19 protein-coding genes are annotated in these 22502 nt (G+C 71.7%); 11 read left to right on the plus strand and 8 right to left on the minus strand.

Annotated elements, in window-relative coordinates; all coding sequences use genetic code 11:
* Positions 1-166: 166 nt before the first annotated feature.
* Positions 167-586 (plus strand): aromatic ring-opening dioxygenase LigA, encoded by a 420-nt coding sequence (locus VFN12_RS03715; RefSeq protein ID WP_325117240.1) that lies wholly within the window; start codon positions 167-169, stop codon positions 584-586.
* 8 nt (positions 587-594) lie between these two features.
* Here the strand turns inward: VFN12_RS03715 and VFN12_RS03720 are convergent, their stop codons facing one another.
* Together VFN12_RS03720 and VFN12_RS03725 are read right to left on the minus strand one after the other, a co-directional pair.
* Positions 595-1065 (minus strand): TIGR00725 family protein, encoded by a 471-nt coding sequence (locus VFN12_RS03720; RefSeq protein ID WP_325117241.1) that lies wholly within the window; start codon positions 1063-1065, stop codon positions 595-597.
* Positions 1065-1826 carry a glucose 1-dehydrogenase gene (locus tag VFN12_RS03725; RefSeq protein WP_325117242.1) on the minus strand — a complete coding sequence of 254 codons (762 nt, stop codon included), beginning with the start codon at positions 1824-1826 and terminating at the stop codon, positions 1065-1067. Before VFN12_RS03725 ends, VFN12_RS03720 begins: the two co-directional genes overlap by 1 nt.
* A gap of 189 nt (positions 1827-2015) precedes the next feature.
* Between VFN12_RS03725 and leuS the strand changes: the two genes are divergently transcribed.
* A complete protein-coding gene (leuS, locus tag VFN12_RS03730; RefSeq protein WP_325117243.1) occupies positions 2016-4490 on the plus strand; it encodes a leucine--tRNA ligase in 2475 nt (824 codons plus the stop codon).
* Between the two features lie 114 nt (positions 4491-4604).
* Here the strand turns inward: leuS and VFN12_RS03735 are convergent, their stop codons facing one another.
* On the minus strand, positions 4605-6170 hold the full coding sequence (locus tag VFN12_RS03735) for a S8 family peptidase (protein ID WP_325117244.1): 1566 nt from the start codon (positions 6168-6170) through the stop codon (positions 4605-4607).
* 85 nt (positions 6171-6255) lie between these two features.
* Positions 6256-7149: an XRE family transcriptional regulator gene (locus VFN12_RS03740; protein ID WP_325117245.1), complete on the minus strand. Its 894-nt coding sequence runs from the start codon at positions 7147-7149 to the stop codon at positions 6256-6258.
* An 87-nt stretch (positions 7150-7236) separates the two neighbouring features.
* On the opposite strand from VFN12_RS03740, the gene VFN12_RS03745 reads away from it, so the two are divergent.
* The 4 genes from VFN12_RS03745 to holA all read left to right on the plus strand — a co-directional run bounded on the left by VFN12_RS03745 (position 7237) and on the right by holA (position 12518).
* On the plus strand, positions 7237-8100 hold the full coding sequence (locus VFN12_RS03745) for a DegV family protein (RefSeq protein WP_325117246.1): 864 nt from the start codon (positions 7237-7239) through the stop codon (positions 8098-8100).
* A gap of 114 nt (positions 8101-8214) precedes the next feature.
* The gene (locus VFN12_RS03750) at positions 8215-9177 is read left to right on the plus strand and encodes a ComEA family DNA-binding protein (RefSeq protein ID WP_325117247.1); all 963 of its coding nucleotides are present in this window, start codon (positions 8215-8217) and stop codon (positions 9175-9177) included.
* On the plus strand, positions 9174-11489 hold the full coding sequence (locus VFN12_RS03755; protein ID WP_325117248.1) for a ComEC/Rec2 family competence protein: 2316 nt from the start codon (positions 9174-9176) through the stop codon (positions 11487-11489). The genes VFN12_RS03750 and VFN12_RS03755 overlap by 4 nt, the downstream gene beginning before the upstream one ends.
* Before the next feature lie 48 nt (positions 11490-11537).
* The gene (gene holA / locus VFN12_RS03760) at positions 11538-12518 is read left to right on the plus strand and encodes a DNA polymerase III subunit delta (RefSeq protein WP_325117249.1); all 981 of its coding nucleotides are present in this window, start codon (positions 11538-11540) and stop codon (positions 12516-12518) included.
* 80 nt (positions 12519-12598) lie between these two features.
* On the opposite strand, the gene rpsT is transcribed toward holA, so the two are convergent.
* Positions 12599-12859 carry a 30S ribosomal protein S20 gene (gene rpsT, locus VFN12_RS03765; RefSeq protein WP_325117250.1) on the minus strand — a complete coding sequence of 87 codons (261 nt, stop codon included), beginning with the start codon at positions 12857-12859 and terminating at the stop codon, positions 12599-12601.
* Between the two features lie 112 nt (positions 12860-12971).
* Positions 12972-13907, minus strand: coding sequence for a hypothetical protein (locus VFN12_RS03770; RefSeq protein ID WP_325117251.1), 936 nt, complete (start codon positions 13905-13907; stop codon positions 12972-12974).
* 92 nt (positions 13908-13999) lie between these two features.
* Here VFN12_RS03770 and lepA point away from each other — a divergent pair, with 92 nt between their 5' ends.
* Positions 14000-15913, plus strand: coding sequence for a translation elongation factor 4 (lepA, locus tag VFN12_RS03775; RefSeq protein WP_414690005.1), 1914 nt, complete (start codon positions 14000-14002; stop codon positions 15911-15913).
* Positions 15914-16037: 124 nt separating this feature from the next.
* Here the strand turns inward: lepA and VFN12_RS03780 are convergent, their stop codons facing one another.
* The gene (locus VFN12_RS03780) at positions 16038-16775 is read right to left on the minus strand and encodes a hypothetical protein (protein ID WP_325117253.1); all 738 of its coding nucleotides are present in this window, start codon (positions 16773-16775) and stop codon (positions 16038-16040) included.
* Between the two features lie 210 nt (positions 16776-16985).
* On the opposite strand from VFN12_RS03780, the gene VFN12_RS03785 reads away from it, so the two are divergent.
* From VFN12_RS03785 to hemW, 4 genes are all read left to right on the plus strand, one after another.
* Complete coding sequence (locus VFN12_RS03785) at positions 16986-17900, plus strand: aminoglycoside phosphotransferase family protein (RefSeq protein ID WP_325117254.1); 915 nt, start codon at positions 16986-16988, stop codon at positions 17898-17900.
* 25 nt (positions 17901-17925) lie between these two features.
* Positions 17926-18579 (plus strand): MOSC domain-containing protein, encoded by a 654-nt coding sequence (locus tag VFN12_RS03790; RefSeq protein ID WP_325117255.1) that lies wholly within the window; start codon positions 17926-17928, stop codon positions 18577-18579.
* A gap of 138 nt (positions 18580-18717) precedes the next feature.
* Positions 18718-20550 (plus strand): AMP-dependent synthetase/ligase, encoded by a 1833-nt coding sequence (locus tag VFN12_RS03795; RefSeq protein WP_325117256.1) that lies wholly within the window; start codon positions 18718-18720, stop codon positions 20548-20550.
* A 188-nt stretch (positions 20551-20738) separates the two neighbouring features.
* Entirely contained in the window at positions 20739-21974 is a 1236-nt protein-coding gene (hemW, locus tag VFN12_RS03800) for a radical SAM family heme chaperone HemW (protein ID WP_325117257.1), read from the plus strand.
* 9 nt (positions 21975-21983) lie between these two features.
* On the opposite strand, the gene VFN12_RS03805 is transcribed toward hemW, so the two are convergent.
* The gene (locus VFN12_RS03805; protein WP_325117258.1) at positions 21984-22475 is read right to left on the minus strand and encodes a DUF4870 domain-containing protein; all 492 of its coding nucleotides are present in this window, start codon (positions 22473-22475) and stop codon (positions 21984-21986) included.
* Between the last annotated feature and the right edge of the window lie 27 nt (positions 22476-22502).

Below are 22502 nucleotides of genomic sequence, written 5' to 3' on the forward strand. Positions count from 1 at the left end.
CCCTCAGCTCCACTCCTGAGGGCCGCCCACGGGCGGCCCTTTTCATGCGCCGGGAAACCACCCGCACGGGTCTCCCGTGCCCGCCGTGCCCGTGGGAGCCTGAAATGGCGACGTTTTGCCGCGCGAATGCCGGCCTGCCGATGGCTGGCGGGAGGGAGCGTGCGAGATGAGCAGGTTGGCTTCGATCTCGGCCGTGGTCGTCGGGATCGTCATGGTGATCGCCGGGATCGTCACGTGGGTGGTCATCACGAACACGTTGTCCGGGCAGAAGATCACGGTGTCGGACGACGCCGGCTGCCTCGCCGGCGACGAGGTGAACGGCCCGTTCTCGGCGTTCTGCCAGGCGGAGGTGATCGACAAGCACACCCAGGAGATCACCGGCGGCCTCACCTATGCCGAGCTCGACCAGGACGACCCGAACCGCGCGACCGCCATGGACTCCGCGTTCCTGCAGGCCTCGCTGTTCACCTCGGTCGTGGCCTACGGGGTCGCGGCGCTGGCCTTCGTCCTCGGAATCGTCCTGACGCTGCTCGGTTTCGCCCTGCGCTCGCCGGTGCGGGCACCGCCGGACACCGCGGCGACCTGACCCGGCGTTCAGCCACCCAGGATCCCGGTCAGGGCCCGCACCGCCTCCTCGGCCGAACCGGCGACCTGCACCTCGGGGCCGGCGAAGGCGGGCAGGTCGGTCCCGATCGTGACGACGGGTACGCCGGTGCGCGCGGCGAGCGCGACCTCGGAGAGGGTGCCCCACGACCCGCCGATCGCCAGCACCGCGTCGGCGGAGCGGACCAGCAGGGCGTTGCGCATCTCGCCCATCCCGGTCGGCAGCACGATCGCGTGGCCGGGGGAGGCGTCGGCCCGGTCGACGCCGGGCAGGATCGCGACCGCCGTACCGCCTGCCTCGTCGACGCCGGCCGCGGCCGCGGCCATGACCCCGCCGAGGCCCCCGGTGAGTACCAGCCAGCCGCGCTCGGCGAGCAGGCGTCCGGCGGTCGTCGCGGTCTCGACGAGTGAGGGGTCGCGGGGCTCGCCGGCCCCGCTGACCAGGACGTACGGCGCCGCCATCAGGTGATGGTCATGCCGCCGTCGACCGGCAGGGTCTGGCCGGTGACGTAGCCCGCGGCGTCGGAGGCGAGGAACACGACGGCGGCCGCCAGCTCGGCCGGGTCGCCCTTGCGGCCGACCGGGATCCGACCCTCCTGGGACTCCAGGTAGCCGTCCGGGTACTGCTCGGTCATCTCGGAGGCGAAGAAGCCGGGGGCGATCGCATTGACCCGGATCCCCTTTCGACCGGTCCACTGCTGGGCCAGGTCGCGGGTCATGCCGATCAGCCCGGCCTTGGACGAGGCGTACGCCGCCTGGGGGAGTCCCGCCGTGGTGAGCCCGAGGACCGAGGAGATGTTGATGATGCTGGAGCCGGGCTGCATCACCCGGCCGCAGGCCTGGGCCATCCAGTAGCAGCCGTTGAGGTTGACGTCGATGACCGAGCGGAACTGCTCGGGGCTCTCGCGGGTGGCGGGCACGGCGGTGCCGACCCCGGCGTTGTTGACGAGGACGTCGACCCGGCCGAACTCCGACATGGCGGCCTCGACCAGCGCCGTGCAGGACTCCGGGTCGGCCACGTCGGTGGCGACCGCGAGTGCGCGTCGGCCCGCGTTGCGCACCAGCCCTGCCGTGTCCTCCAGGCGCTCGGCCCGGCGGGCGCCGAGCACCACGTCGGCGCCGGCCTCCGCGAGACCCCGGGCGAACGCGACCCCCAGCCCGGAGGAGGCGCCGGTGACGATCGCGACCCTGTCGTCGAGCCGGAACATGTCGGTGACAGTCATGAGTGGACCCTAGGGCAGCGGGGAGGTCGCGGCGAGACCTGAAGGCGGGCAGGCGCTACCATGGCTGCATGCGGAGGATCCTGCTCCTTACCTAGCCGCATCGGTGAGCACACCCCGATGCGGCTGCCCCTCGTGCACGAGGGGCTTTTTTGTGCGCTGGATCCACCCACCGACGCGAAAGAGACGACGATGAGCGACCAGGCAGAGCAGGAGCGGGAGACGTACGACGTCCACGCCGTCCAGGACAAGTGGCGCAAGGTCTGGGCCGAGCTGGACCAGTTCCGCGCCGACGACGACTCGGAGCGCGAGAAGCGCTATGCGCTGACTATGTTCCCCTACCCGAGCGGTGACCTGCACATGGGTCACGCCGAGGTGATGGCGCTGCACGACGTGGTCGCGCGCTACTGGTGGCACCAGGGCTACGAGGTGCTCAACCCGATGGGGTTCGACTCCTTCGGCCTGCCCGCCGAGAACGCCGCGATCAGGAACGACGCCCACCCGGCGACGTACACCTACGGCAACATCGAGACCCAGCGGCAGTCGTTCGACGAGTACGCCTGCGCCTTCGACTGGTCGCGCACCCTCAACACCAGCGACCCTGAGTACTACCGCTGGACCCAGTGGCTGTTCCTGAAGTTCCGTGAGCGCGGGCTGGCCTACCGCAAGAACAGCCCGGTCAACTGGTGCCCCAACGACCAGACCGTGCTGGCCAACGAGCAGGTCGTCGGCGGCCAGTGCGAGCGCTGTGGCGCCGAGGTCACCAAGCGCGAGCTGACCCAGTGGTACTTCAAGATCACCGACTACGCCCAGGAGCTGCTGGACGAGCTGGACAACCTGGCGCCGACCTGGCCCGAGCGTGTCATCACCGCGCAGCGGAACTGGATCGGCCGGTCCGAGGGCGCGCACGTGGACTTCGTGGTCGAGGGCCGCGAGGAGCCGCTGACCGTCTACACGACCCGGCCGGACACGCTGTTCGGGGCGACGTTCATGGTCGTCGCGGCCGACGCGCCGCTGGCCGCAGACCTGGTGGCCGACGAGCACCGGGAGGAGTTCGAGGCGTACCGCGACGAGGTGCGCAGGGCGACCGAGATCGACCGGCTGGCCTCCGACCGGCCCAAGACCGGCGTCTTCCTGGGCCGGCACGCGACCAACCCGCTGACCGGCACCCGGATCCCCGTCTACGCCGCCGACTACGTGCTGGCCGACTACGGCACCGGCGCGATCATGGCGGTCCCGGGCCAGGACCAGCGCGACTGGGACTTCGCGACGGCGTTCGACCTGCCGATCATCCGCACCGTCGAGCCGCCGGCCGACTGGGAGGGTGAGGCCTACGTCGGTGAGGGCCCGGCGGTCAACTCCGCGAACGACGAGATCGACCTGTCCGGCCTGGGCGTCGACGAGGCCAAGGCCACGACGATCGCCTTCCTGGAGGGCAAGGGGCTGGGCCGCGGCACGGTGAACTTCCGGCTGCGCGACTGGCTGCTGTCCCGGCAACGCTTCTGGGGGCCGCCGATCCCGATCGTGCATTGTGAGGCGTGCGGGGAGGTCGCCGTACCCGACGACCAGCTGCCGGTCACCCTGCCGGAGCTGAAGGGCGCCGACCTGAAGCCCAAGGGCGTCTCGCCCCTGGCGGCGGCGACCGAGTGGGTCAACGTCGAGTGCCCGTCCTGCGGGGGACCCGCACGCCGGGACTCGGACACGATGGACACGTTCGTCGACTCGTCGTGGTACTTCCTGCGCTACTGCTCGCCGCAGGACCACACCCAGGCCTTCGACCCCGAGCTGGTCCGGAAGTGGATGCCGTGCGACATCTACATCGGCGGGGTGGAGCACGCCGTGCTGCACCTGCTGTACGCGCGCTTCTTCACCAAGGTGCTGCGCGACATGGGGCTGCTGGACTTCGGCGAGCCGTTCACGGCGCAGCTGAACCAGGGCATCGTCATCAACCGCGGCAAGAAGATGAGCAAGTCGCTGGGCAACGGCGTCAGTCTGGGGGACCAGCTGGCGGAGTACGGCGTCGACGCGGTACGGCTGACGATGGTGTTCGCGGGTCCGCCCGAGGACGACATCGACTGGGCGGACATGGCGCCCGGCGGATCGCTGCGGTTCCTGCAACGGGCCTGGCGGCTGTCCGGGGACGTCGCGTCACCGGCCGGCACCGCTCCCGAGGGCGGCGACGCCGCCCTGCGCAGGGCGACCCACCGGACGCTGCACGAGGCGGCCCAGCTGATCGAGTCGCACCGGTTCAACGTGATGGTCGCGCGGACCATGGAGCTGGTGAACACCACGCGCAAGGCGATCGACTCCGGATGCGGGCCGGCCGACCCGGCGGTCCGCGAGGCGGTCGAGGCGGTGGCGATCCTGCTGTCGCTGGTCGCGCCCTACGCGTCCGAGGAGATGTGGTCCCGGCTGGGCCACGAGCCGTCGGTGGCCCGCGCCGGCTGGCCGGCCGTCGACCCGGCCCTGCTGGTCGAGGACGCGGTCACCTGCGTGGTGCAGGTCCAGGGCAAGGTCCGGGCCCGGCTGGAGGTGTCGCCCGACATCTCCGAGGCCGACCTGGAGTCCGCCGCCCTGGCCGACCCCGGCGTCGTACGCGCCCTGGACGGCCGGAGCGTGCGGAAGGTGATCGTGCGCGCGCCCAAGCTGGTCAACCTCGTTGTCTGATTCCTCGTTGAGTTGGGGATTCCGGACCGTTGAGTGGGGGATTCCTGTCATCGGATGCGACAGGAATCCCCCACTCGAAGGACGCGGATCCCCGATTCAACGAGGAGGCGGCTCCTACGGCCGGTCGAAGCCGAAGGTGTAGCTGCCCGACCCGGTGTAGGACTCCACGCGCCACGAGTAGTAGCCGCTCGTCCCGGAGTAGGTGACCTGCTCGTCGGAGGAGGACGTGATGCCCTGCGCCACGACCACCCACGCGGAGCCGTTCCACTTCTCCAGGTACAGGTCGAAGTCGACGCCGGACGGTCCGTCGAGGCAGCCGACGTGCGTGCCGGAGACGGAGGAGTAGAAGTAGCCGTCCGGGGTCGGGTAGTAGTCGAGGTCACCGGCGCCGCTCAACGAGCCGGAAGCGGTCTCCGGGAGGCTGCTGCAGCCGGTCGGCGTGGGCGGAGGAGTGGTGCCGCCCGGGTCGCTGTAGAGCAGCCGGTTGGGGGAGCCGGTGCCCGGGTTGGACACCACCCCGGTCGTGGCGCTCGAGACGATCGCGTTGTTCACCGTCGCCGGCGAGGCGCCGGGGTTGCCCTGCAGGTAGACCGCGGCCGCTCCCGCGACGTGCGGGGTCGCCATCGACGTACCGCTGATGGTGTTGGTGGCGGTGTCGCTGCCGATCCAGGACGACGTGATGCTCGAGCCCGGGGCGAAGAGGTCGAGACAGCTGCCGATGTTGGAGAAGTCGGAGCGGGCGTCGGTGCTCGTGGTGGACCCGACGGTCAGTCCGGCCGCGACCCGGCTGGGCGAGGAGTTGCAGGCGTTGGCGCCGTAGTCGTTGCCGGCCGCGAGGGCGTAGGTGATGCCGTCGTTGATCGAGTTGCTGACGGCGGTGTCCAGTGCCGAGGAGGCCCCGCCGCCGAGGCTCATGTTCGCCACGGCCGGGGTGCCGGCGGCGTGATTGCCGGTGACCCAGTCGATGCCGGCGATGACGCCCGAGTCGGTGCCGTTGCCCTGGCAGTCGAGGACCCGCACCGCGACCAGGCTGACGTCCTGGGCGACGCCGTACGTCTCGCCTCCGACGGTGCCGGCGACGTGGGTCCCGTGGCCGTGGCAGTCGTCGGTGCCGCGGCCGTCGTTGATGGCGCTGTAGCCCGACGTCGCGCGGCCGCTGAACTCCGCGTGCGTACGCCGCATGCCGGTGTCGATGATGTAGGCCTTCACCCCGGCGCCGGAGCGCTGGTAGGTGTAGGAGTTGTTGAGCGGCCGCGCCCGCTGGTCGATCCGGTCGATGCCCCACGTGGCCGGCGACTGGGTCTCGCTGACCGAGACCGTGCGGTCGGCCTCGATGAACGACACGTGCTTGTTGTGGCGCAGCTGGTCGAGCGCGGAGGCCGGCAGCGTGGCGGCGAAGCCGTCGAGGGCGTTGCTGTAGGTGTGGTGCACCCTGGCGCCCTTCTCCCTCGCCTGGTCCTTCGCGGTCCTGACACTGGCCCGTGACGAGCCCTTGTCGAAGACCACGATGTAGCGGTCGTTGGCGGAGGCGCCGTGGACGGGCGCAGGACCGGCGTCGGCCGGGGTGTGCTGGCCCTTGGCCGGACGGTCAGCGGTGGCCGACGTCGGCGCGAGCACCAGGGCGGCGCTCGTCGTCGCGGCCAGCAGTGCGGCCGCGAGGCGGGGGTGTCGTGCGGACATGGGTGATCCCTTCCCGAGTGAGACTGACCCGCAGAGACTGAACCCGGTGTGGCCTGGGTCACAAGGTGTGCGCGCCCGTTAACAGTTAACTCGGGGAGGCGGGACCGGTCTCGGGCCAGACCCACCGGACGCCCGTGATCCCGGCGGTGCAGTCGGTGTCGACGACGTGCAGGCTGTGCTCGGCATCGAGCTCGAGCGGCTGGCAGTCCCTCCCGTCCCGCACGTGGAAGGCCGCGGCGGGCAGCGCGGCCGGGTCGAACCTCACCTCGAGCAGGTACTGCCGCATCGGCAGCCTGAGCCGACGGGTGTGGCGTACCTCGTGGGGTCGCGGCACCGCGCTGAGCACCTCGTAGTCGACCATCACGGTCTGGCCCCGGCGCAGCGGCGCGAGGAAGACCAGCTCGCACCCGACGATGCCCGAGGTGACGTCGCGGGCGATCGAGCCGAGTCGGCAGCCCCTCAGCGCGCGAATCTCCGGTGGTCCTGACCGGGGATCCTCGAGACAGTGCATGACCACCCGGCGGTCCGGCCCGTCGGACCTGGCGCGCAGCACCTGGCGCACCTGCACCGACACCTGGGACTGGTCGGGTCCCATGGTCACCACGTCGTGGAGGCTGATCCGCTCCAGCTCGGCGTCCCAGCGGGTGTCGAGGCTGCGCAGCACCCGCGTCTGCGGCGGCTCCGGCCAGACCGTGTCCAGGTCCGCGACCCGGCAGCGGCGTCCGCGCTGGCGGGGCGGGGTGAGCGCCCGCTGCAGGCGCCCCCGGTCCAGGTCGAGGAGCTCCTCGAGGTGGGATACGGCGGCCAGGGACTGCTTGCGTCCCGGCTGGCTGCGACCCGACTGCCAGTAGCTCAGCGTCGCCACGCTCACGGTGATGCCGCGGGTCTCGAGACGTTCGCGGATCCGCTCCAGCCCGAGCCCGCGCACCTCGATCGCGGTGCGCAGCACCTCGGCGAAGCTCCCGGACGCATCGGCCACCCGTGACATTGAATCCGCGCTGCCCGCGTGCCGCAAGAGCGGAGCGTGAGGCGAGCCCGTTCGGGCAGGCTTCGCTAGCCTGCCGATGTGTCCCGGATCGTCGTCGTCACCGACTCGACCGCGTCGCTGCCGCAGAAGGTGGTCGCCGAGCGCGGCATCGTCGTCGTACCCCTCCAGGTGGTGATCGGCGCCGACGTCATGGACGAAGGGGCCGAGGGAGCCACCCCTGAGCTGGTCGCCGAGGCCCTGCGGGGGTTCCGCCCGGTGAGCACCTCCCGCCCCTCACCGTCGGTGATGCTCGAGGCCTACGAACAGGCTGCCCGGGAGGGGGCCACGGGGGTCGTGTCGATCCACCTCTCCGGCCAGATGAGCGGGACCTTCGAGTCCGCCCAGCTCGCGGCCCGCGAGGCCTCGATCCCGGTGACCGCCGTGGACACCCGGCAGGTGGGCATCGCGACCGGGTACGCCGTGCTCGCTGCCGTCGACGTGCTCGACGCGGGCGGTTCGGGGGAGGACGCGGCGGCGGCCGCTCGGTCCCGGGCCGCGGCGTCGTCGTCGCTGTTCTACGTCGACACCCTGGAGTACCTCCGACGCGGTGGCCGGGTCGGAGCGGCCGCCGCCCTCCTCGGCGGTGCCCTGGCGGTCAAGCCGCTGCTGACGATCAAGGACGGGGTGGTCGCCACCCTCGAGAAGGTCCGGACGGCCACCCGGGCGCTCAGCAGGCTGGAGGAGCTGGCCGCGCTGGCGGCCGAGGACCGGCAGGTGGACGTGTGCGTCGCCCACCTGGCGAGTCCCGACCGGGCCGGCCAGCTCACCGAACGGCTGGCCGACCGGCTGGCCGACAACCTCTCCGGTCGTGAGGTGTGGTGCGGCGAGCTGGGCGCCGTCCTCGGCGCGCACGTGGGTCCCGGCATGATCGCGGTCTGCGTCGCGCCGGTCCACGAGGCGTGAGCCGCAGCCAGCGGTCGCGGACGGGCGGGCCGATCCGGGCGTGATCGTGTCGCCTCTCCACAGGCGGAGATCTGGGACTTCCGGTGCCGCGCGGTCGTTCCTAGCGTCGACGGCATGGGGAACCGTCGTCCGAGCCAGGAACACCAGGAGGCCGTCGCCCGGCGACTGGCTCAGCTGAGCGCCGAGCTCGACGGCGTCCGCGGCCGGTCTCCGGGCGACCTGACCGCGTCCCGAACGGCGGCACCGCGGGCCGAGACACCCGCGATGCCGCTCAGCCACACCCGGGTCCGGGCCCGACCCGCCCCGGAGCCCGCGCCCGAACCGGTGGCGGAGACGCCGGCCCTGGCGCCGCCCGCACCCTTGGTCGCGCCACCGGGACGCCACGCGTCGCGTCGTCCGGGCCGCAGCATCGCCGACGTGCTCCCGCCGACCGTGCGCGGGCGGGTGGCCCTGGGCCCGGCCCAGCTCGCCCTCGTCGCCTGTGTCGTCGCGGTCGGGCTGGCGGTCACCTGCTGGTGGGTCATCCGCGCCGACGCACGGGAGGTGGCCGCGCCCGTGGTGAGCAACCCCGCCGGAGACCTCGCCACTCCCGCCGTCCCGGCGTCCGAGGAGGCCTCGCCGGCGGCCGCGGGAGAGACCGGCGGCACGGTCACCGTCGACGTCACCGGCCGCGTACGCCGCCCGGGCATCGCCGTGCTCGACGCCGGGGCCCGGGTCATCGACGCGCTCGAGGCTGCCGGTGGTGCGCGGCCAGGGGTCGACCTGACCTCGCTCAACCTCGCCCGGCTGCTCGTCGACGGAGAGCAGATCGTGGTCGGAGAGGTCGCGGCGCCGGCGGGCATCGGGGTCCCCACGACGCCGGCTCCCTCCGGGGCCACGGGAGGCCCGCTGGTCAACATCAACACCGCCGACCAGGCGCTGCTCGAGACCCTGCCCGACGTGGGACCGGTCACGGCGGAGGCGATCATCGCCTGGCGCACCGAGCACGGCGGCTTCACCGCGATCGACGAGCTGCTCGAGGTGGACGGCATCGGCGACGCCACCCTGGCGACCCTCACGCCCCACGTCACGGTGTGAACGATGAGGGCGAGGGCAGCCAGGTCCCCGATCTCCGCCTGCCGATGCTCGGGCTGGCCGCCTGGGCGGGCGGGCTGGCCGGCCACCTGCTCCCGACGGGGCTCGTGGTGGCAGGAGTCGGGGCCGGGGTGGCGGGCGTCCTGGCGGTCCGCGCCCGGCTGCCCGCCGGGCGCGTTGTCACCCTCGGCGGGGTCCTGCTGGTCTTCGCCGCGGTGGCGGCGAGCGCGGTGCTGCGGCAGGCGCAGGTCGAGCACAACCCGGTCGCCGCCCTGGCCGACGAGCAGGCGGTGGCGACCCTCGAGCTGACCGTGACCTCCGACCCGCGGGTCGTCGACGGGAGGTACGCCGAGCAGGTGCTGCTGCGCGGCCGGGTCACGGAGGTCTCCGGGCGGGGCCGGGTGCACGCCCTCGGCACCCCGGTGGTGGTCCTCGCCGACGAGGACTGGGCCCGGCTCGAGCTGGGGAGCACGGTGCGCGCCGTGGGCCGGCTGTCGCCGGCGGACGGTCAGGGGGTCGCCTCCCTCGTGTCGACCCATGGGGCTCCCGAGGTCATCGATCGCCCCGGCTGGTGGTGGCGGGGTGCGGGCGCCGTACGCGCGTCGCTGCGGGACTCGGTCTCACACCGGCCGGCCAGCCAGCGCGCGCTGGTGCCGGCCCTCGTCGACGGCGACGACTCCGGCCTCGACCCGGACCTCGCCGACGACTTTCGCGCGACCGGGCTGACCCACCTGCTCGCGGTGTCGGGCACCAACCTGACGCTGGTGGCCGGGTTCCTGCTGGTGCTGGCGCGCTGGTGCGGGGTCCGCGGCCGGTGGCTGTACCTCGTCGGTGCGCTGGGCATCGTCGGGTTCGTGCTGCTGGCCCGGGGCGAGCCGAGCGTCCTGCGCGCGGCGGCGATGGGGACCGTCGCTCTCCTCGCGATGGGCACCGACGGTCGCCGCCGCGGCGCCCGGGCGCTCGGTGCGGCCGTGCTGGCGCTGCTGCTGATCGATCCGCTGCTGGCCGTGAGTGTCGGATTCGCGCTCTCGGTGACGGCGACCGCCGGCATCCTGCTGCTCGCGCCCGCGTGGCGCGACGCCCTGCGGCACTGGCTGCCCCGGTGGCTCGCCGAGGCGATCTCGATCCCCGCGGCCGCCCAGCTGGCCTGCACGCCGCTCGTGGCCGCCATCTCGGGGCAGGTCAGCGTCGTCGCCGTCGTCGCCAACCTCGCGGCGGCGCCCGCGGTCGGTCCGGCCACGGTCCTGGGGCTGACCGGTGGGCTGGTCGGCTTGCTCTGGCCGGCGGGCGGTGCGGTCGTGGGGACCCTCGCGTCGTGGTGCGTGGGCTGGATCGTGGTGGTCGCCCGTCACGGCGCACGCCTTCCCACGCCGGCCGTCGACTGGGGCACCGGCTTCTGGGCGCTGGCCCTGCTGAGCGTGCTGTCCCTGCTGGTCGCGCTGGCGGCGCCGTACCTGCTCCGGCGACGGTCCACGGGCCTGGCCTGTTGCGGGCTGCTCGTCGTTGCGGTCCTGGTCAGGCCGCCCACGCCGGGCTGGCCCCCGCAGGGATGGGTGCTGGTGGCCTGTGACGTGGGCCAGGGCGACGCCCTCGTGCTGCGCGCCGCGCCGGGGGCGGCGGTCGTCGTCGACGCCGGGCCCGACCCGGCGGCGGTGGACGGGTGCCTGCAGCGGCTCGACGTGGAGTCCATCCCGCTGGTGCTGCTCACCCACTTCCACGCCGACCACGTCGACGGCCTGCCGGGGGTGATGGACGGGCGGGACGTGGCCGCGGTCGAGGTGACCCCCCTGGCCGATCCGCCGGGCGGCGTCGCGGTGGTGTCCGAGGCTGCCCACCGGGCCGGCCTCGAGCCCGCGTCCGCGCCGTACGCCGCAAGCCGCACCGTCGGGGCGGTCCGGCTCCAGGTGCTCTGGCCACCGCCGTCCACGCCCACGACCGGACCGGGTGACGGCAGCACCGCCAACGATGCCAGCGTCGTGCTCCTGGCCGAGGTCGCGGGCGTCCGGATGCTCCTGTGCGGCGACATCGAGCCCGAGGCGCAGGCGGCCCTGGGCCGGACCTGGCCCGGGCTCCGGGTCGACGTCCTCAAGGTCCCCCACCACGGCAGCCGCTACCAGGACCTGCCCTTCCTGCAGGGGCTCGGCGCGCGGGTGGCGGTGGTGAGTGCGGGCGAGGACAACGACTACGGCCATCCGTCGGCAGCGACCCTGGCGCCGCTGGCGGCGAGCGGGGCCGAGGTCCTGCGGACCGACCTCGACGGTGACGTGGCCGTCACGGTCCGCGGCGGGGAGCTGTACGCCGCGACCGGTCGGTGACTGCCGCCGGCGCGGGCCTGGGGGAGGGCTGTGGGAAAGTGGCCCACCATGGCAGGCCCCTCTCCCGCAGACGTCCTCGGCCGGGTCACGCTCGTGACCGGCAAGGAGGAGTTCCTCAACGAGCGCACGGTCGGCGTCGTGCGCGACACGGTGCGCCGGCACGACCCGGAGGCCGAGCTCTCCGAGACCCGCGGCGCCGATCTGAGCCTGGCCTCACTGGGCGAGCTCGCGGCCCCGTCGCTGTTCTCCTCCACCCGATGTGTCGTGGTGCGCGGCCTGGAGGACCTGCCCGACGAGTCCGTGGAGGGGCTGCTCGGCTACGCCGCGGCGCCGGTGGAGGATGTCGCGCTGGTGCTCGTCCACGGCGGGGGCCAGAAGGGCTCGGGCGTGCTCACCAAGCTCCGCAAGCTCGGCCCGGTGACGGAGTCGAAGTCGGGTGAGCTCAAGGCGTCGGAGTACCCCTCGTTCGTCGCTGCCGAGGTGCGCTCCCACGGCGGCACCATCGACCAGGAGGCGGCCGGGATCCTGGTCCAGGCCGTGGGCCAGGACCTGCGCTCGCTGGCCGCGGCCGCCGACCAGCTGACCAGCGACTTCCCCGGTGAGCCACTGTCGGCGGAGCGGGTCAAGCAGTACTTCGGTGGGCGGGCCGAGGCCAAGTCGTTCTCCGTCGCCGACGCCGCCTTCAACGGCCGGCGTCAGGCCGCGCTGGAGGAGCTGCGCTGGGCGCTCGACACCGGGACACCACCGGTTCTCGTCACCAGCGCGTTCGCGGGCAGCGCCCGGGGGCTCGCGCGGTTCAAGGGCGCTCCGCGGGGGATGCGGGATGCCGATCTCGCGCGCGACATCGGGGTCCCGCCGTGGAAGGTGCGCACGGTCCGCGACCAGTCCCGCAGCTGGTCCGACCGCGGCATCGCCCACGCGATCCAGGCGGTGGCCCGCGCCGACGCCGACATCAAGGGGGCGGCCCACGACGCGTCGTACACGCTGGAGCGGCTGGTCCTCACCATCACCGCCCTGCGCAGCCAATAGCGCTGACCCGCCCGAAACTGACGCGAAATAGCGCTGACCCGCCCGAAAGTTTCGGGCGGGTCAGCGCGACGTCGGGTGGGTCAGAGCGACGAGGCGCGCTTCGCGATCGCCGACTTGCGGTTCGCCGCCTGGTTCTTGTGGATGACGCCCTTGGAGGCAGCCTTGTCCAGCTTGCGCACGGCGTCGCGGGCCGCGGCGATCGCGGTGTCCTTGTCGCCGGCGTCCGCGGCCTCGCGGAACTTGCGGACGGCGGTCTTCAGGCTCGTCTTCACGGACTTGTTCCGCTCGTGCCGGACGATGTTCTGCTTGTTCCGCTTGATCTGGGACTTGATGTTCGCCACTACTGAGCCTTCGGAGTAGGTGTCGGGACTGGAAGTTCGGGTGGCCTGCGCAGGTGGCGCCAGACCGACGAGCAAGACTAACAGCGGCGCGTCGGACCACCCAAATCCGTCGTCACCAGCCGCGACGCTCGCACAGCCAGGCCCAGCAGACGTCGCCCTGCCAGGACTGGTGCTCCCGGATGTGCGGTGAGTTCGTGGGGACCGGCTCGTCGCGCTGCCGGAAGAAGTAGCCCACCAGGAGCGCCAGCATGACGTCGATGTGCTCAGAGGGTACGTCGCGCAGCAGCGGCCGGGTCGCGATCACCCGGTCCACGTCGAGGCCGTCGCCCCGCGGTCCGACCAGCGTGAACAGCGAGTCGACCCAGTCGGCCCCCAGCACCGGCCAGTTCCAGTCGCACATCCACACGGCCCCGTCGGTGCCGATCAGGAAGTTGTCGTCGCGCAGGTCGGTGTGGACCACGGTGTCGCCGGAGCAGACCTCGGCGAACGCACCGGCGAGGGCGGCGGCCTCGTCGAGGTGCGGAAGGCCGGGCTGGGTGGCCCGGACGTGGTCCCAGAAGCCGACCATGTCGGCGAACTCGTCGGCGATGGTGTCGAGCGCGAGGCCCGCGGGCGCGGGAGTGAGCTCCCGGGCCACCACCTCACAGGCGTCCAGGCAGGCGTCGAGGTCGTCCTGCGCCCAGGGCCGACCCGGGTTCCTGCCCTCGACGTGGTCCATGCCGAGCACGACCCAGTCGTCGTCCAGCAACCAGCGCAGCCGCGGCGCCGGCACCGACTCGGGCAGGGCCGCCAGCTTGCGGGCCTCCTCCCGGTAGGAGACCGCGAACAGCTTCTGCGCCTTCATCGAGGCGGCCTTCACGAAGTGCCGCGAACCGTCCTCGCAGGTCAGCACCGACGCGAAGCCCGGGGTGAACCCGGCGCCCTGCGACTGGGCGTCCACCACCGGCGACCCGCACCGGCGCTCGATCCAGGCCCGCAGGTTGGGCGGCAGGAACGGCCACTCGAGTCGGCGAGCGGTCCTCCCGGACGGGGCGGGGTACGTCGTCATGTGCGGCATCCTCGCCCGCGGCAGCGTGCGCCGTCGACCGCATTGCCGTGCGTGTCGTCGTCGGTTCGGCCCCTGTGGGACTGCGTGGAAGAATGACGCGACCGCTCGACGTCGTACACCGAAAGCCTGTTGTGTCCTCCAAGACCGCGCCGCCGCCAGGCCGCACCGATCCCGCGATCATCCGAAATTTCTGCATCATCGCGCACATCGACCACGGCAAGTCGACCCTGGCCGACCGCATGCTGCAGCTCACCGGCGTGGTCGACGAGCGGAGCGCCCGCGCGCAGTACCTCGACCGGATGGACATCGAGCGCGAGCGCGGGATCACCATCAAGAGCCAGGCCGTGCGGATGCCGTGGACGGTCCCCGACGGCAACGCCGAGGGGGCGGAGCCCGGCAGCTACGTGCTGAACATGATCGACACCCCCGGTCACGTGGACTTCACCTACGAGGTGTCCCGGTCGCTCGAGGCCTGCGAGGCGGCGATCCTGCTGGTCGACGCGGCGCAGGGGATCGAGGCGCAGACCCTCGCCAACCTCTACCTCGCCCTCGGGGCCGACCTCCACATCATCCCGGTCCTCAACAAGATCGACCTGCCGTCCGCCAACCCGGAGAAGTACGCCGAGGAGCTCGCGCACATCATCGGCTGCGCGGTGGACGACGTGCTCCGCGTCTCGGCCAAGACCGGCGAGGGCGTCGAGAAGGTCCTCAACGAGATCGTCAAGCAGACACCGGCCCCCGTGGGAGATGCAGACTCACCAGCACGGGCGCTGATCTTCGACTCGGTCTACGACACCTACCGGGGTGTGGTGACCTACGTGCGGGTGGTCGACGGCAAGCTCAGCCACCGTGACCGGATCAGGATGATGTCCACCGGCGCGGTCCACGAGATGCTCGAGGTGGGCGTGATCAGCCCCGAGCCGGTGCGTGCGGGCGAGATCGGGGTCGGCGAGGTGGGCTACCTGATCACCGGCGTGAAGGACGTGCGGCAGTCACGGGTCGGTGACACGGTCACCTCCCAGCACGGCGGTGCGGAGACGCCGCTCGGGGGCTACAAGCACCCCAACCCGATGGTCTTCGCCGGGCTGTACCCGATCGACGGCGACGACTACCCCACGCTGCGCGACGCGCTCGACAAGCTGCAGCTCAACGACGCAGCCCTGGCCTACGAGCCGGAGACCTCGGGAGCGCTCGGCTTCGGGTTCCGGTGCGGGTTCCTCGGGCTGCTGCACATGGAGATCGTGCGCGAGCGCCTCGAGCGCGAGTTCGACCTCGACCTGATCTCCACCGCTCCCAACGTGGTCTACCAGGTCACCATGGAGGACGGCACCGAGCACGAGGTGACCAACCCGAGCGAGTACCCCTCCGGCAAGGTCGACGAGGTCCGTGAGCCGGTGGTCCGGGCGACGATCCTCACCCCCTCCGACTTCATCGGCACGATCATGGAGCTCTGCCAGGCCCGCCGCGGCAGCCTGCTCGGCATGGACTACCTCTCCGAGGACCGGGTGGAGATGCGCTACACGCTGCCCATGGCGGAGATCGTCTTCGACTTCTTCGACCAGCTGAAGTCGCGCACCAAGGGCTACGCGTCGCTCGACTACGAACCCACCGGAGACCAGGTGGCCGACCTGGTCAAGGTCGACATCCTGTTGCAGGGCGAGACCGTCGACGCGTTCAGCGCGATCGTCCACAAGGACGCCGCCTACGCCTACGGCGTGATGCTCGCCGGCAAGCTGAAGGACCTCATTCCCCGCCAGCAGTTCGAGGTGCCGATCCAGGCAGCGATCGGGTCGCGTGTGATCGCCCGGGAGAACATCCGCGCCATCCGCAAGGACGTGCTCGCCAAGTGCTACGGCGGTGACATCACCCGCAAGCGCAAGCTGCTGGAGAAGCAGAAGGAGGGCAAGAAGCGGATGAAGATGGTCGGCCGGGTCGAGGTACCCCAGGAGGCCTTCATCGCCGCGCTCTCCAACGCCCCGACCGGGGAGAAGTCGGGCCGCAAGTAGCCGTCCCCGCCCGGCAGACTCCGGGCACGCCGAACGCCGGGTTCCGGAGGGGGCGTCCGGAACCCGGCGTCGTCCAGGGGTCGCGGTCGGTGCCGGCGAGCTCCCGGGTCCTTCGGCGCGCCGGTTAGGCGGCCTCGCAACCCGGGGCGGGGCCCGGGGTGTCGGTCAGGCCGTCGACGAGCATGCCCTCGGCGGGCAGAACCTCGACGTGGCCGAAGCCGATCGCGTGGCCGTCACCCAGGAGGGCTCGGCGCAGCTGGGCCTGGTTCCACCCCGGCCGGTTGCGCGCCGGGCGGAACGGCGCCTGGTACCGCACCTGGAGCTGGCCCGGCAGGGCACCCGGCCGGCGCTCCACGACGATCCCAGGACCGGCCTCGAAGCGGACCTGCGGGTTGCTCACGGCCCGGAACTCGGGGGAGTCGATGAACCCCGGCCGGAACGCGGTGCCGTCGGCGCGGAAGGCGACGAACGGGACGACGACATCGCCGGCGTCCAGGCGGGGCCCCCTGGGTCCGAACCTGATCCTGTCCACGATCACCTCGTCGCTCAGGGTCCCGTTCACGAGGACCTCGATGTGGTCACCGGGCCGGATGTTCGGGGTGCCACCCTCCCAGCAGTCGCCGGGAACCGGGGCGCCCTCGGGGCCGTGGTTGACCTCGAGCCCGAAACCTTCCACCGCGTCGCCGACGGCATCACCGGTGGCGGTGCCGATGACGGTGCCGTTGCGGACCACTCGAACCGTCAGCAGGTCCGCGTCGTCGTAGCCGACGACCGCGACGAAGTCGATGTTGTGGAAGACGGTGATGTTGTGGCCCTCGGCCACGGTCACCACGGTTCCCTCCGCGGGAGTGGTGCTGAGCATCGTGGGAATCAGCGCAACCACGCCGAGTGCGACCGCAGCCTTGAGTCGTCTCGTTCTTCCCTTGCAGGGCTCCAGCGATGGCTTGTCCATGAGACGTACTCCTCCCAGGATCCCACCCCCAGCGGATGCCGGGCCCTGGGGGCATGCTTCGCCCTGGCCGTCACAGCGGCGTGAAAAGGTGGCCCGCGTGCACCGGTCCAGTGGTCATCCATGAGGCTTCCGGACGGAGTCCTCGGCATGTCGGGGCGCGGCCCGGACTGGGCCCGATGGGTGGACCGCCTCCCCGGACGTCTGGCAGCGCTGCTCGACGAGTGGGAGCTGACCACCGACGGCTGGTCGATGCACGGCTACTGCTCCATCGTGGTGCCGGTGCGGACCACCGACGGTGGCAGAGCGGTCCTCAAGGTGACCTTCGACGTCGACGAGGAGTCCGAGCACGAACACCTCGTCCTCGGCCACTGGGGCGGACGAGGCGCCGTACGCCTCCTGCGCGCGGACCCAGGCCGCCGGGCGATGCTGCTCGAGCGCCTCCACCACGAGGACCTGGTCACGGTCCCGGACCTCGAGGCATGCGAGGTCGTCGCCGCGCTCTACCCCCTCCTGCACCAGCCGGCAGTGCCGCAGCTGCGTTCGGTCTCGTCGTACGTCGAGCGCTGGGCGGCCGCTCTCGCGACCGTGCCTCGCAGTGCCCCGATCCCGCGCCGGATGGTCGAGCAGGCCCTCTCGCTGGCACGGGACCTCGTCGCGGATCCCGCCAGCTCAGGGGTCATCGTGCACGGCGACCTGCACTACCTCAACGTGCTCGCCGCCGACCGGGAACCCTGGCTCGCGATCGACCCCAAGCCGATGTCCGGGGACCCGCACTACGAGCTCGCCCCGATGCTCTGGAACCGGATGGACGAGCTGGCGGACGACGTACGGGCCGGCGTACGCCGGCGCTTCCACACCCTCGTCGACGCCGCCGGGCTGGACGAGGCCCGGGCCCGCGACTGGGTGGTCCTGCGGATGGTGCTGAACGCCCACTGGTCCGTCGAGGACGCCGAGCGCGACGGACGCGGTCTCTGTGCCGACGAGCGGGACTGGATCACGCGGTGCATCGCGATCGCCAAGGCCGTGCAGGACTGAGGGGCAGGGCTGAGACGATGCGTCCGTGAGCGCACAGATCATCTCGGTCAACGTCGGGCGGCCTCGGCCGCGGGAGTGGGCCGAGATCGGTCGCACCGCCATCGAGAAACATCCGGTGGCCGGGCCGGTCCGGGCCCGAAACCTCGGCCTCGACGGCGACCAGGTCGGCGACACCGTGCACCACGGGGGCGTGGACCAGGCCGTCTACGCCTTCGCCCGCGAGGACCTCGACTGGTGGGCAGGACAGCTCGGAGCGCCCCTGGCCGACGGCATGTTCGGGGAGAACCTCACCACCTCGGGGATCGACGTCAACGAGGCCACCATCGGAGAGCGCTGGCGGGTGGGGACGGCGCTGCTCGAGGTCGCCTCGGTGCGGATCCCGTGCAACGACTTCAAGGGCTGGATCGGAGAGTCGGGGCTGGACAACAGCCGCTGGGTGAAGCGGTTCGCCGCGGTCGGCCGGCCGGGACCCTACCTCCGGGTCGTGGAGGAGGGCAGCCTCGAGGCAGGTGACGCGCTCGTGGTCGAGCACCGGCCCGGCCACGGCGTCACCGTGTCGACCATGTTCCGCGCCCTCACGACCGACCGCTCGCTGCTGCCACATCTGCTGCGGGTGGACGGCCTGGTCGACGAGGCGCGGCACACCGCGGAGGCCTACGTCGACCAGCACGGAGCATGAGCCCGCGCGCAACTGGTCGGAGTCCGCATGGCGGGGCGTGCTACCGGTCCGTAACCGAGTGATCTAGGTTACTGCCGCAAGACGTTGCGGTCCCGTCGACCTCAGCGCGCCGTTTCCCGAGTCGCAAGCAGGAGTGTCATGCCGAGTACCAGCCCGAGGACCATCGACACCAGCTTCGTCGACGACCTGATCCCGAACGTCGCCCTCCAGTTCCTCGACCGGGTCGAGAAGAGCCCCGACTCCGAGGCCTACCGATTCCCCCGCGGCGAGTCCTGGGAGTCGGTGACCTGGCGCGACACCGGGGCCGAGGTGTCGCGGCTGGCCGCCGGTCTGCTCGCCCTCGGCATCGAGATGGAGCAGCGGGTCGGCATCGCGTCCAACACCCGCTACGAGTGGATCCTGGCCGACCTGGCGATCATGTGCGCCGGTGCCGCGACCACCACCGTCTACCCCTCGACCAACGCCGAGGACACGGCGTACATCCTCAGCGACTCCGAGTGCCGGGTGGTCTTCGCCGAGGACGACGAGCAGATCGCCAAGCTGCAGGAGCGCAAGGCCGAGCTGCCGCACCTGCTCAAGGTGGTGACCTTCGAGGGCGCCGCCGACGGCGACTGGATCATCGGCATGGACGAGCTGGCCAAGCTGGGGGAGGAGTACCTCGCGGACCACCCCGACGTGATCAAGGAGAAGGCGGAGGCGATCCGCCCCGACCAGCTCGCCACGCTGATCTACACCTCCGGGACCACCGGACGCCCCAAGGGCGTGCGGCTTCGGCACCGCTCGTGGGTGTACGAGGGCGCGGCGATCCAGGCCCAGGACATCCTGACCGAGGACGACCTGCAGTTCCTCTGGCTGCCGATGGCCCACTCGTTCGGCAAGGTGCTGCTCTCGACCCAGCTCGCCTGCGGTTTCGCGACCGCCGTCGACGGACGCGTCGACAAGATCGTCGACAACCTCGGCGTCGTGAAGCCCACCTTCATGGGCGCCGCGCCCCGCATCTTCGAGAAGGCCCACGGCCGCATCGTCACCATGCAGCAGGCTGAGGGCGGCCTCAAGGAGAAGCTGTTCAACAAGGCGTTCGAGGTCGGCATCGAGGTCGACCGGCGCAAGCGCGAGGGTACGTCGGTCCCGCTCCTCCTGGGTGTCCAGCACGCGCTGTTCGACAGGCTGGTCTTCTCCAAGATCCGTGACCGCTTCGGTGGCCGGGTCCGGTTCTTCATCTCCGGCGCGGCGGCGCTCAACCGCGACATCGCCGAGTGGTTCCACGCGGCGGGCATCCTGATCCTCGAGGGCTACGGCCTCACCGAGTCGTCGGCGGGCTCCTTCGTCAACCACCCCGACGGCTACAAGTTCGGCACGGTCGGGCCGACGGTGCCTGGCACCGAGGTCAAGCTCGGCGAGGGCGACGAGATCCTGATCAAGGGCCCCGGGATCATGGACGGCTACCACAACCTCCCCGAGGAGACCGCCAAGACGCTGACCGACGACGGCTGGCTCCGCACCGGCGACAAGGGCAGCCTCGACGAGGAGGGCTTCCTCACGATCACCGGGCGGATCAAGGAGCTGTTCAAGACCTCCGGGGGCAAGTACATCGCGCCGCCGGCGATCGAGTCGAAGTTCAAGGCGATCTGCCCCTACGCCAGCCAGTTCGTGGTGTTCGGCAACGAGCGCAACTTCTGCGTCGCCCTGATCACCCTCGACTCCGACGCCATGGCCGGGTGGGCCGAGGAGAACGGCATGGCGGGGGCGTCGTACTCCGAGATCGTGGGCTCCGACGCCGTCCAGCAGATGGTGGGCGGCTTCGTCGACGAGCTCAACTCCCGGCTCAACCGCTGGGAGACGATCAAGAAGTGGGAGCTGCTCGACCACGACCTGTCGGTCGAGTCCGGTGAGCTCACGCCGTCGATGAAGGTCAAGCGCAACGTCGTCGAGGACAACTACAAGGACAAGATCGACGCGTTCTACGCCTGAGCGGGCCCGCACCCGTCGACCGGACACCACACGTCGCACGAGTCACACCCCTCAGCCGATCCATGCACTTCCCGGGCATTGCATCGGCTGAGAAGTGTCGGTTTCCCCGGTGAGCCGGGGAATCCGACGCCGGCCCGACCGACACCGCCACCTGCACGCCACGCTCCGACCGGTGCAAGACTGGGCGAATGCCGTCCGCCCTTCCCGCCGGTGAGCCGGCCCCACAGGACGGGGCCCTGCCCGAGTCCGCGCTCCACGGTGTCGGGACGCGACCGTTCGGGCTCTACGTCCACGTGCCGTTCTGCACGGTGCGGTGCGGTTACTGCGACTTCAACACCTACACGGCCGAGGAGCTCGGCGACGCGCCCGGCGCCTCCCGGTCGACCTACGCCGAGGCGGCGATCGCCGAGATCCGCCAGGCACGCCGGGTGCTGGGCGACCGGGACCTGCCGGTGTCCACCGTGTTCCTCGGCGGCGGTACGCCGACCCTGCTGAAGCCGGTCGACCTGGGCGCCATCCTGGCTGCCGTCGCCTCGGAGTTCGGGTTCGAGGACGGCGCGGAGGTCACCACCGAGTCCAACCCGGACAGCGTGGCCCAGTGGGACCTGGAGGAGCTGCGCTCGGTCGGCTTCAACCGGATCTCCTTCGGCATGCAGTCGGCCGTGCCGCACGTGCTGGCCACCCTGGACCGCACGCACGACCCGCTCCGCGTGCCGGCGGTGGTCGACTGGGCCCGGGCGGCCGGCTTCGAGCAGGTGAGCCTGGACCTGATCTACGGCACCCCGGGCGAGACCGTGGACGACTGGGAGGTCTCGCTCGACGCCGCCCTCGCCTGCGCCCCGGACCACCTCTCGGCGTACTCCCTGATCGTCGAGGAGGGGACCAGGCTGGCCAGGCAGATTCGCGGCGGCGAGGTGGCGCTTCCCGAGGACGACGACCTCGCCGACAAGTACGAGCTCGCCGACGAGCGGCTCGAGGCGGCAGGGCTGTCGTGGTACGAGGTCTCCAACTGGGCCCGCGACGACGCCGCCCGCTGCCGGCACAACCTCCTGTACTGGACCGGTTCCGACTGGTGGGGGATCGGCCCGGGAGCGCACTCCCACGTCGGCGGCGTCCGGTGGTGGAACGTCAAGCATCCCGCCGCGTACGCCGACCGGCTCGCCGCGGGCGACAGCCCCGCCCTGGCGCGGGAGGTGCTCGACCCCGAGACCCGCCGCGTGGAGCGGGTGCTGCTCGAGCTGCGGCTGCGCGAGGGGCTCTCCTGCGAGCTGCTCGACGACGTCGGCAGCAAGGCCGTGCCGGACCTGGTGGCGCGCGGCCTGCTCGCGCCCACCGGGGTGGAAGAGGAGTCGGGTCGGCGGCTGGTGCTCACGCGGACCGGTCGGCTCCTCGCCGACGCGGTGCTGCGCGACCTGCTGCCCTGACCGGGTCGGTCAGGACACCATTCGGATCGTCAGCGGGTAGCGGTAGTCCTCGCCGCTGCTGGCCTTGACCGAGCCGATGATCGTGAAGACCAGCCACAGGACCCCCACGGCCGCCAGCAGGACGAGGCCGATCAGCACGATGATGAGGATGGCGGAGACGATCGCGTAGATCAGGATCGAGATCTGGAAGTTGAGCGACTCCACGGACTGCCGGCGGATCCACGGCGAGTCGTTGCCCTTCACCAGCATCACGATCAGCGGGCCGAGGAAGGCCAGCCCCCCGAACAGGCCGGCGACCAGGGCGCTCCAGTGCGCGGCACCGCCCCAGGTGCGCTCGTCGGGCGTCAGGCCACCCGCCCCGGGCTGCTGGACGCCCGACGGCTGCTGGCCGTACACGCTCGGGGGCGGCGGCTGGCCATAGGGCTGCTGGCCCGGGGGCTGCTGGCCGGGGGTCTCACCCTCGGGTTGTTCGGGAGGGGGCGGACCGTAGGGATCGCTCATGCAGTCGAGCGTACTCGCGTCGAGTCC

Source organism: Nocardioides sp. (genome assembly GCF_035703625.1).
Lineage (GTDB): Bacteria > Actinomycetota > Actinomycetes > Propionibacteriales > Nocardioidaceae > Nocardioides.

What these genes read in the sequence shown, in the direction of transcription:
- VFN12_RS03715 (WP_325117240.1), top strand. Translation starts at nt 167, where the DNA reads ATGAGCAGGTTGGCTTCGATCTCGGCCGTGGTCGTCGGGATCGTCATG.
- VFN12_RS03720 (WP_325117241.1), bottom strand. Translation starts at nt 1,065, where the DNA reads ATGGCGGCGCCGTACGTCCTGGTCAGCGGGGCCGGCGAGCCCCGCGAC.
- VFN12_RS03725 (WP_325117242.1), bottom strand. Translation starts at nt 1,826, where the DNA reads ATGACTGTCACCGACATGTTCCGGCTCGACGACAGGGTCGCGATCGTC.
- leuS (WP_325117243.1), top strand. Translation starts at nt 2,016, where the DNA reads ATGAGCGACCAGGCAGAGCAGGAGCGGGAGACGTACGACGTCCACGCC.
- VFN12_RS03735 (WP_325117244.1), bottom strand. Translation starts at nt 6,170, where the DNA reads ATGTCCGCACGACACCCCCGCCTCGCGGCCGCACTGCTGGCCGCGACG.
- VFN12_RS03750 (WP_325117247.1), top strand. Translation starts at nt 8,215, where the DNA reads ATGGGGAACCGTCGTCCGAGCCAGGAACACCAGGAGGCCGTCGCCCGG.
- holA (WP_325117249.1), top strand. Translation starts at nt 11,538, where the DNA reads ATGGCAGGCCCCTCTCCCGCAGACGTCCTCGGCCGGGTCACGCTCGTG.
- VFN12_RS03770 (WP_325117251.1), bottom strand. Translation starts at nt 13,907, where the DNA reads ATGACGACGTACCCCGCCCCGTCCGGGAGGACCGCTCGCCGACTCGAG.
- lepA (WP_414690005.1), top strand. Translation starts at nt 14,000, where the DNA reads ATGACGCGACCGCTCGACGTCGTACACCGAAAGCCTGTTGTGTCCTCC.
- VFN12_RS03780 (WP_325117253.1), bottom strand. Translation starts at nt 16,775, where the DNA reads ATGCTCAGCACCACTCCCGCGGAGGGAACCGTGGTGACCGTGGCCGAG.
- VFN12_RS03785 (WP_325117254.1), top strand. Translation starts at nt 16,986, where the DNA reads ATGAGGCTTCCGGACGGAGTCCTCGGCATGTCGGGGCGCGGCCCGGAC.
- VFN12_RS03795 (WP_325117256.1), top strand. Translation starts at nt 18,718, where the DNA reads ATGCCGAGTACCAGCCCGAGGACCATCGACACCAGCTTCGTCGACGAC.
- hemW (WP_325117257.1), top strand. Translation starts at nt 20,739, where the DNA reads ATGCCGTCCGCCCTTCCCGCCGGTGAGCCGGCCCCACAGGACGGGGCC.
- VFN12_RS03805 (WP_325117258.1), bottom strand. Translation starts at nt 22,475, where the DNA reads ATGAGCGATCCCTACGGTCCGCCCCCTCCCGAACAACCCGAGGGTGAG.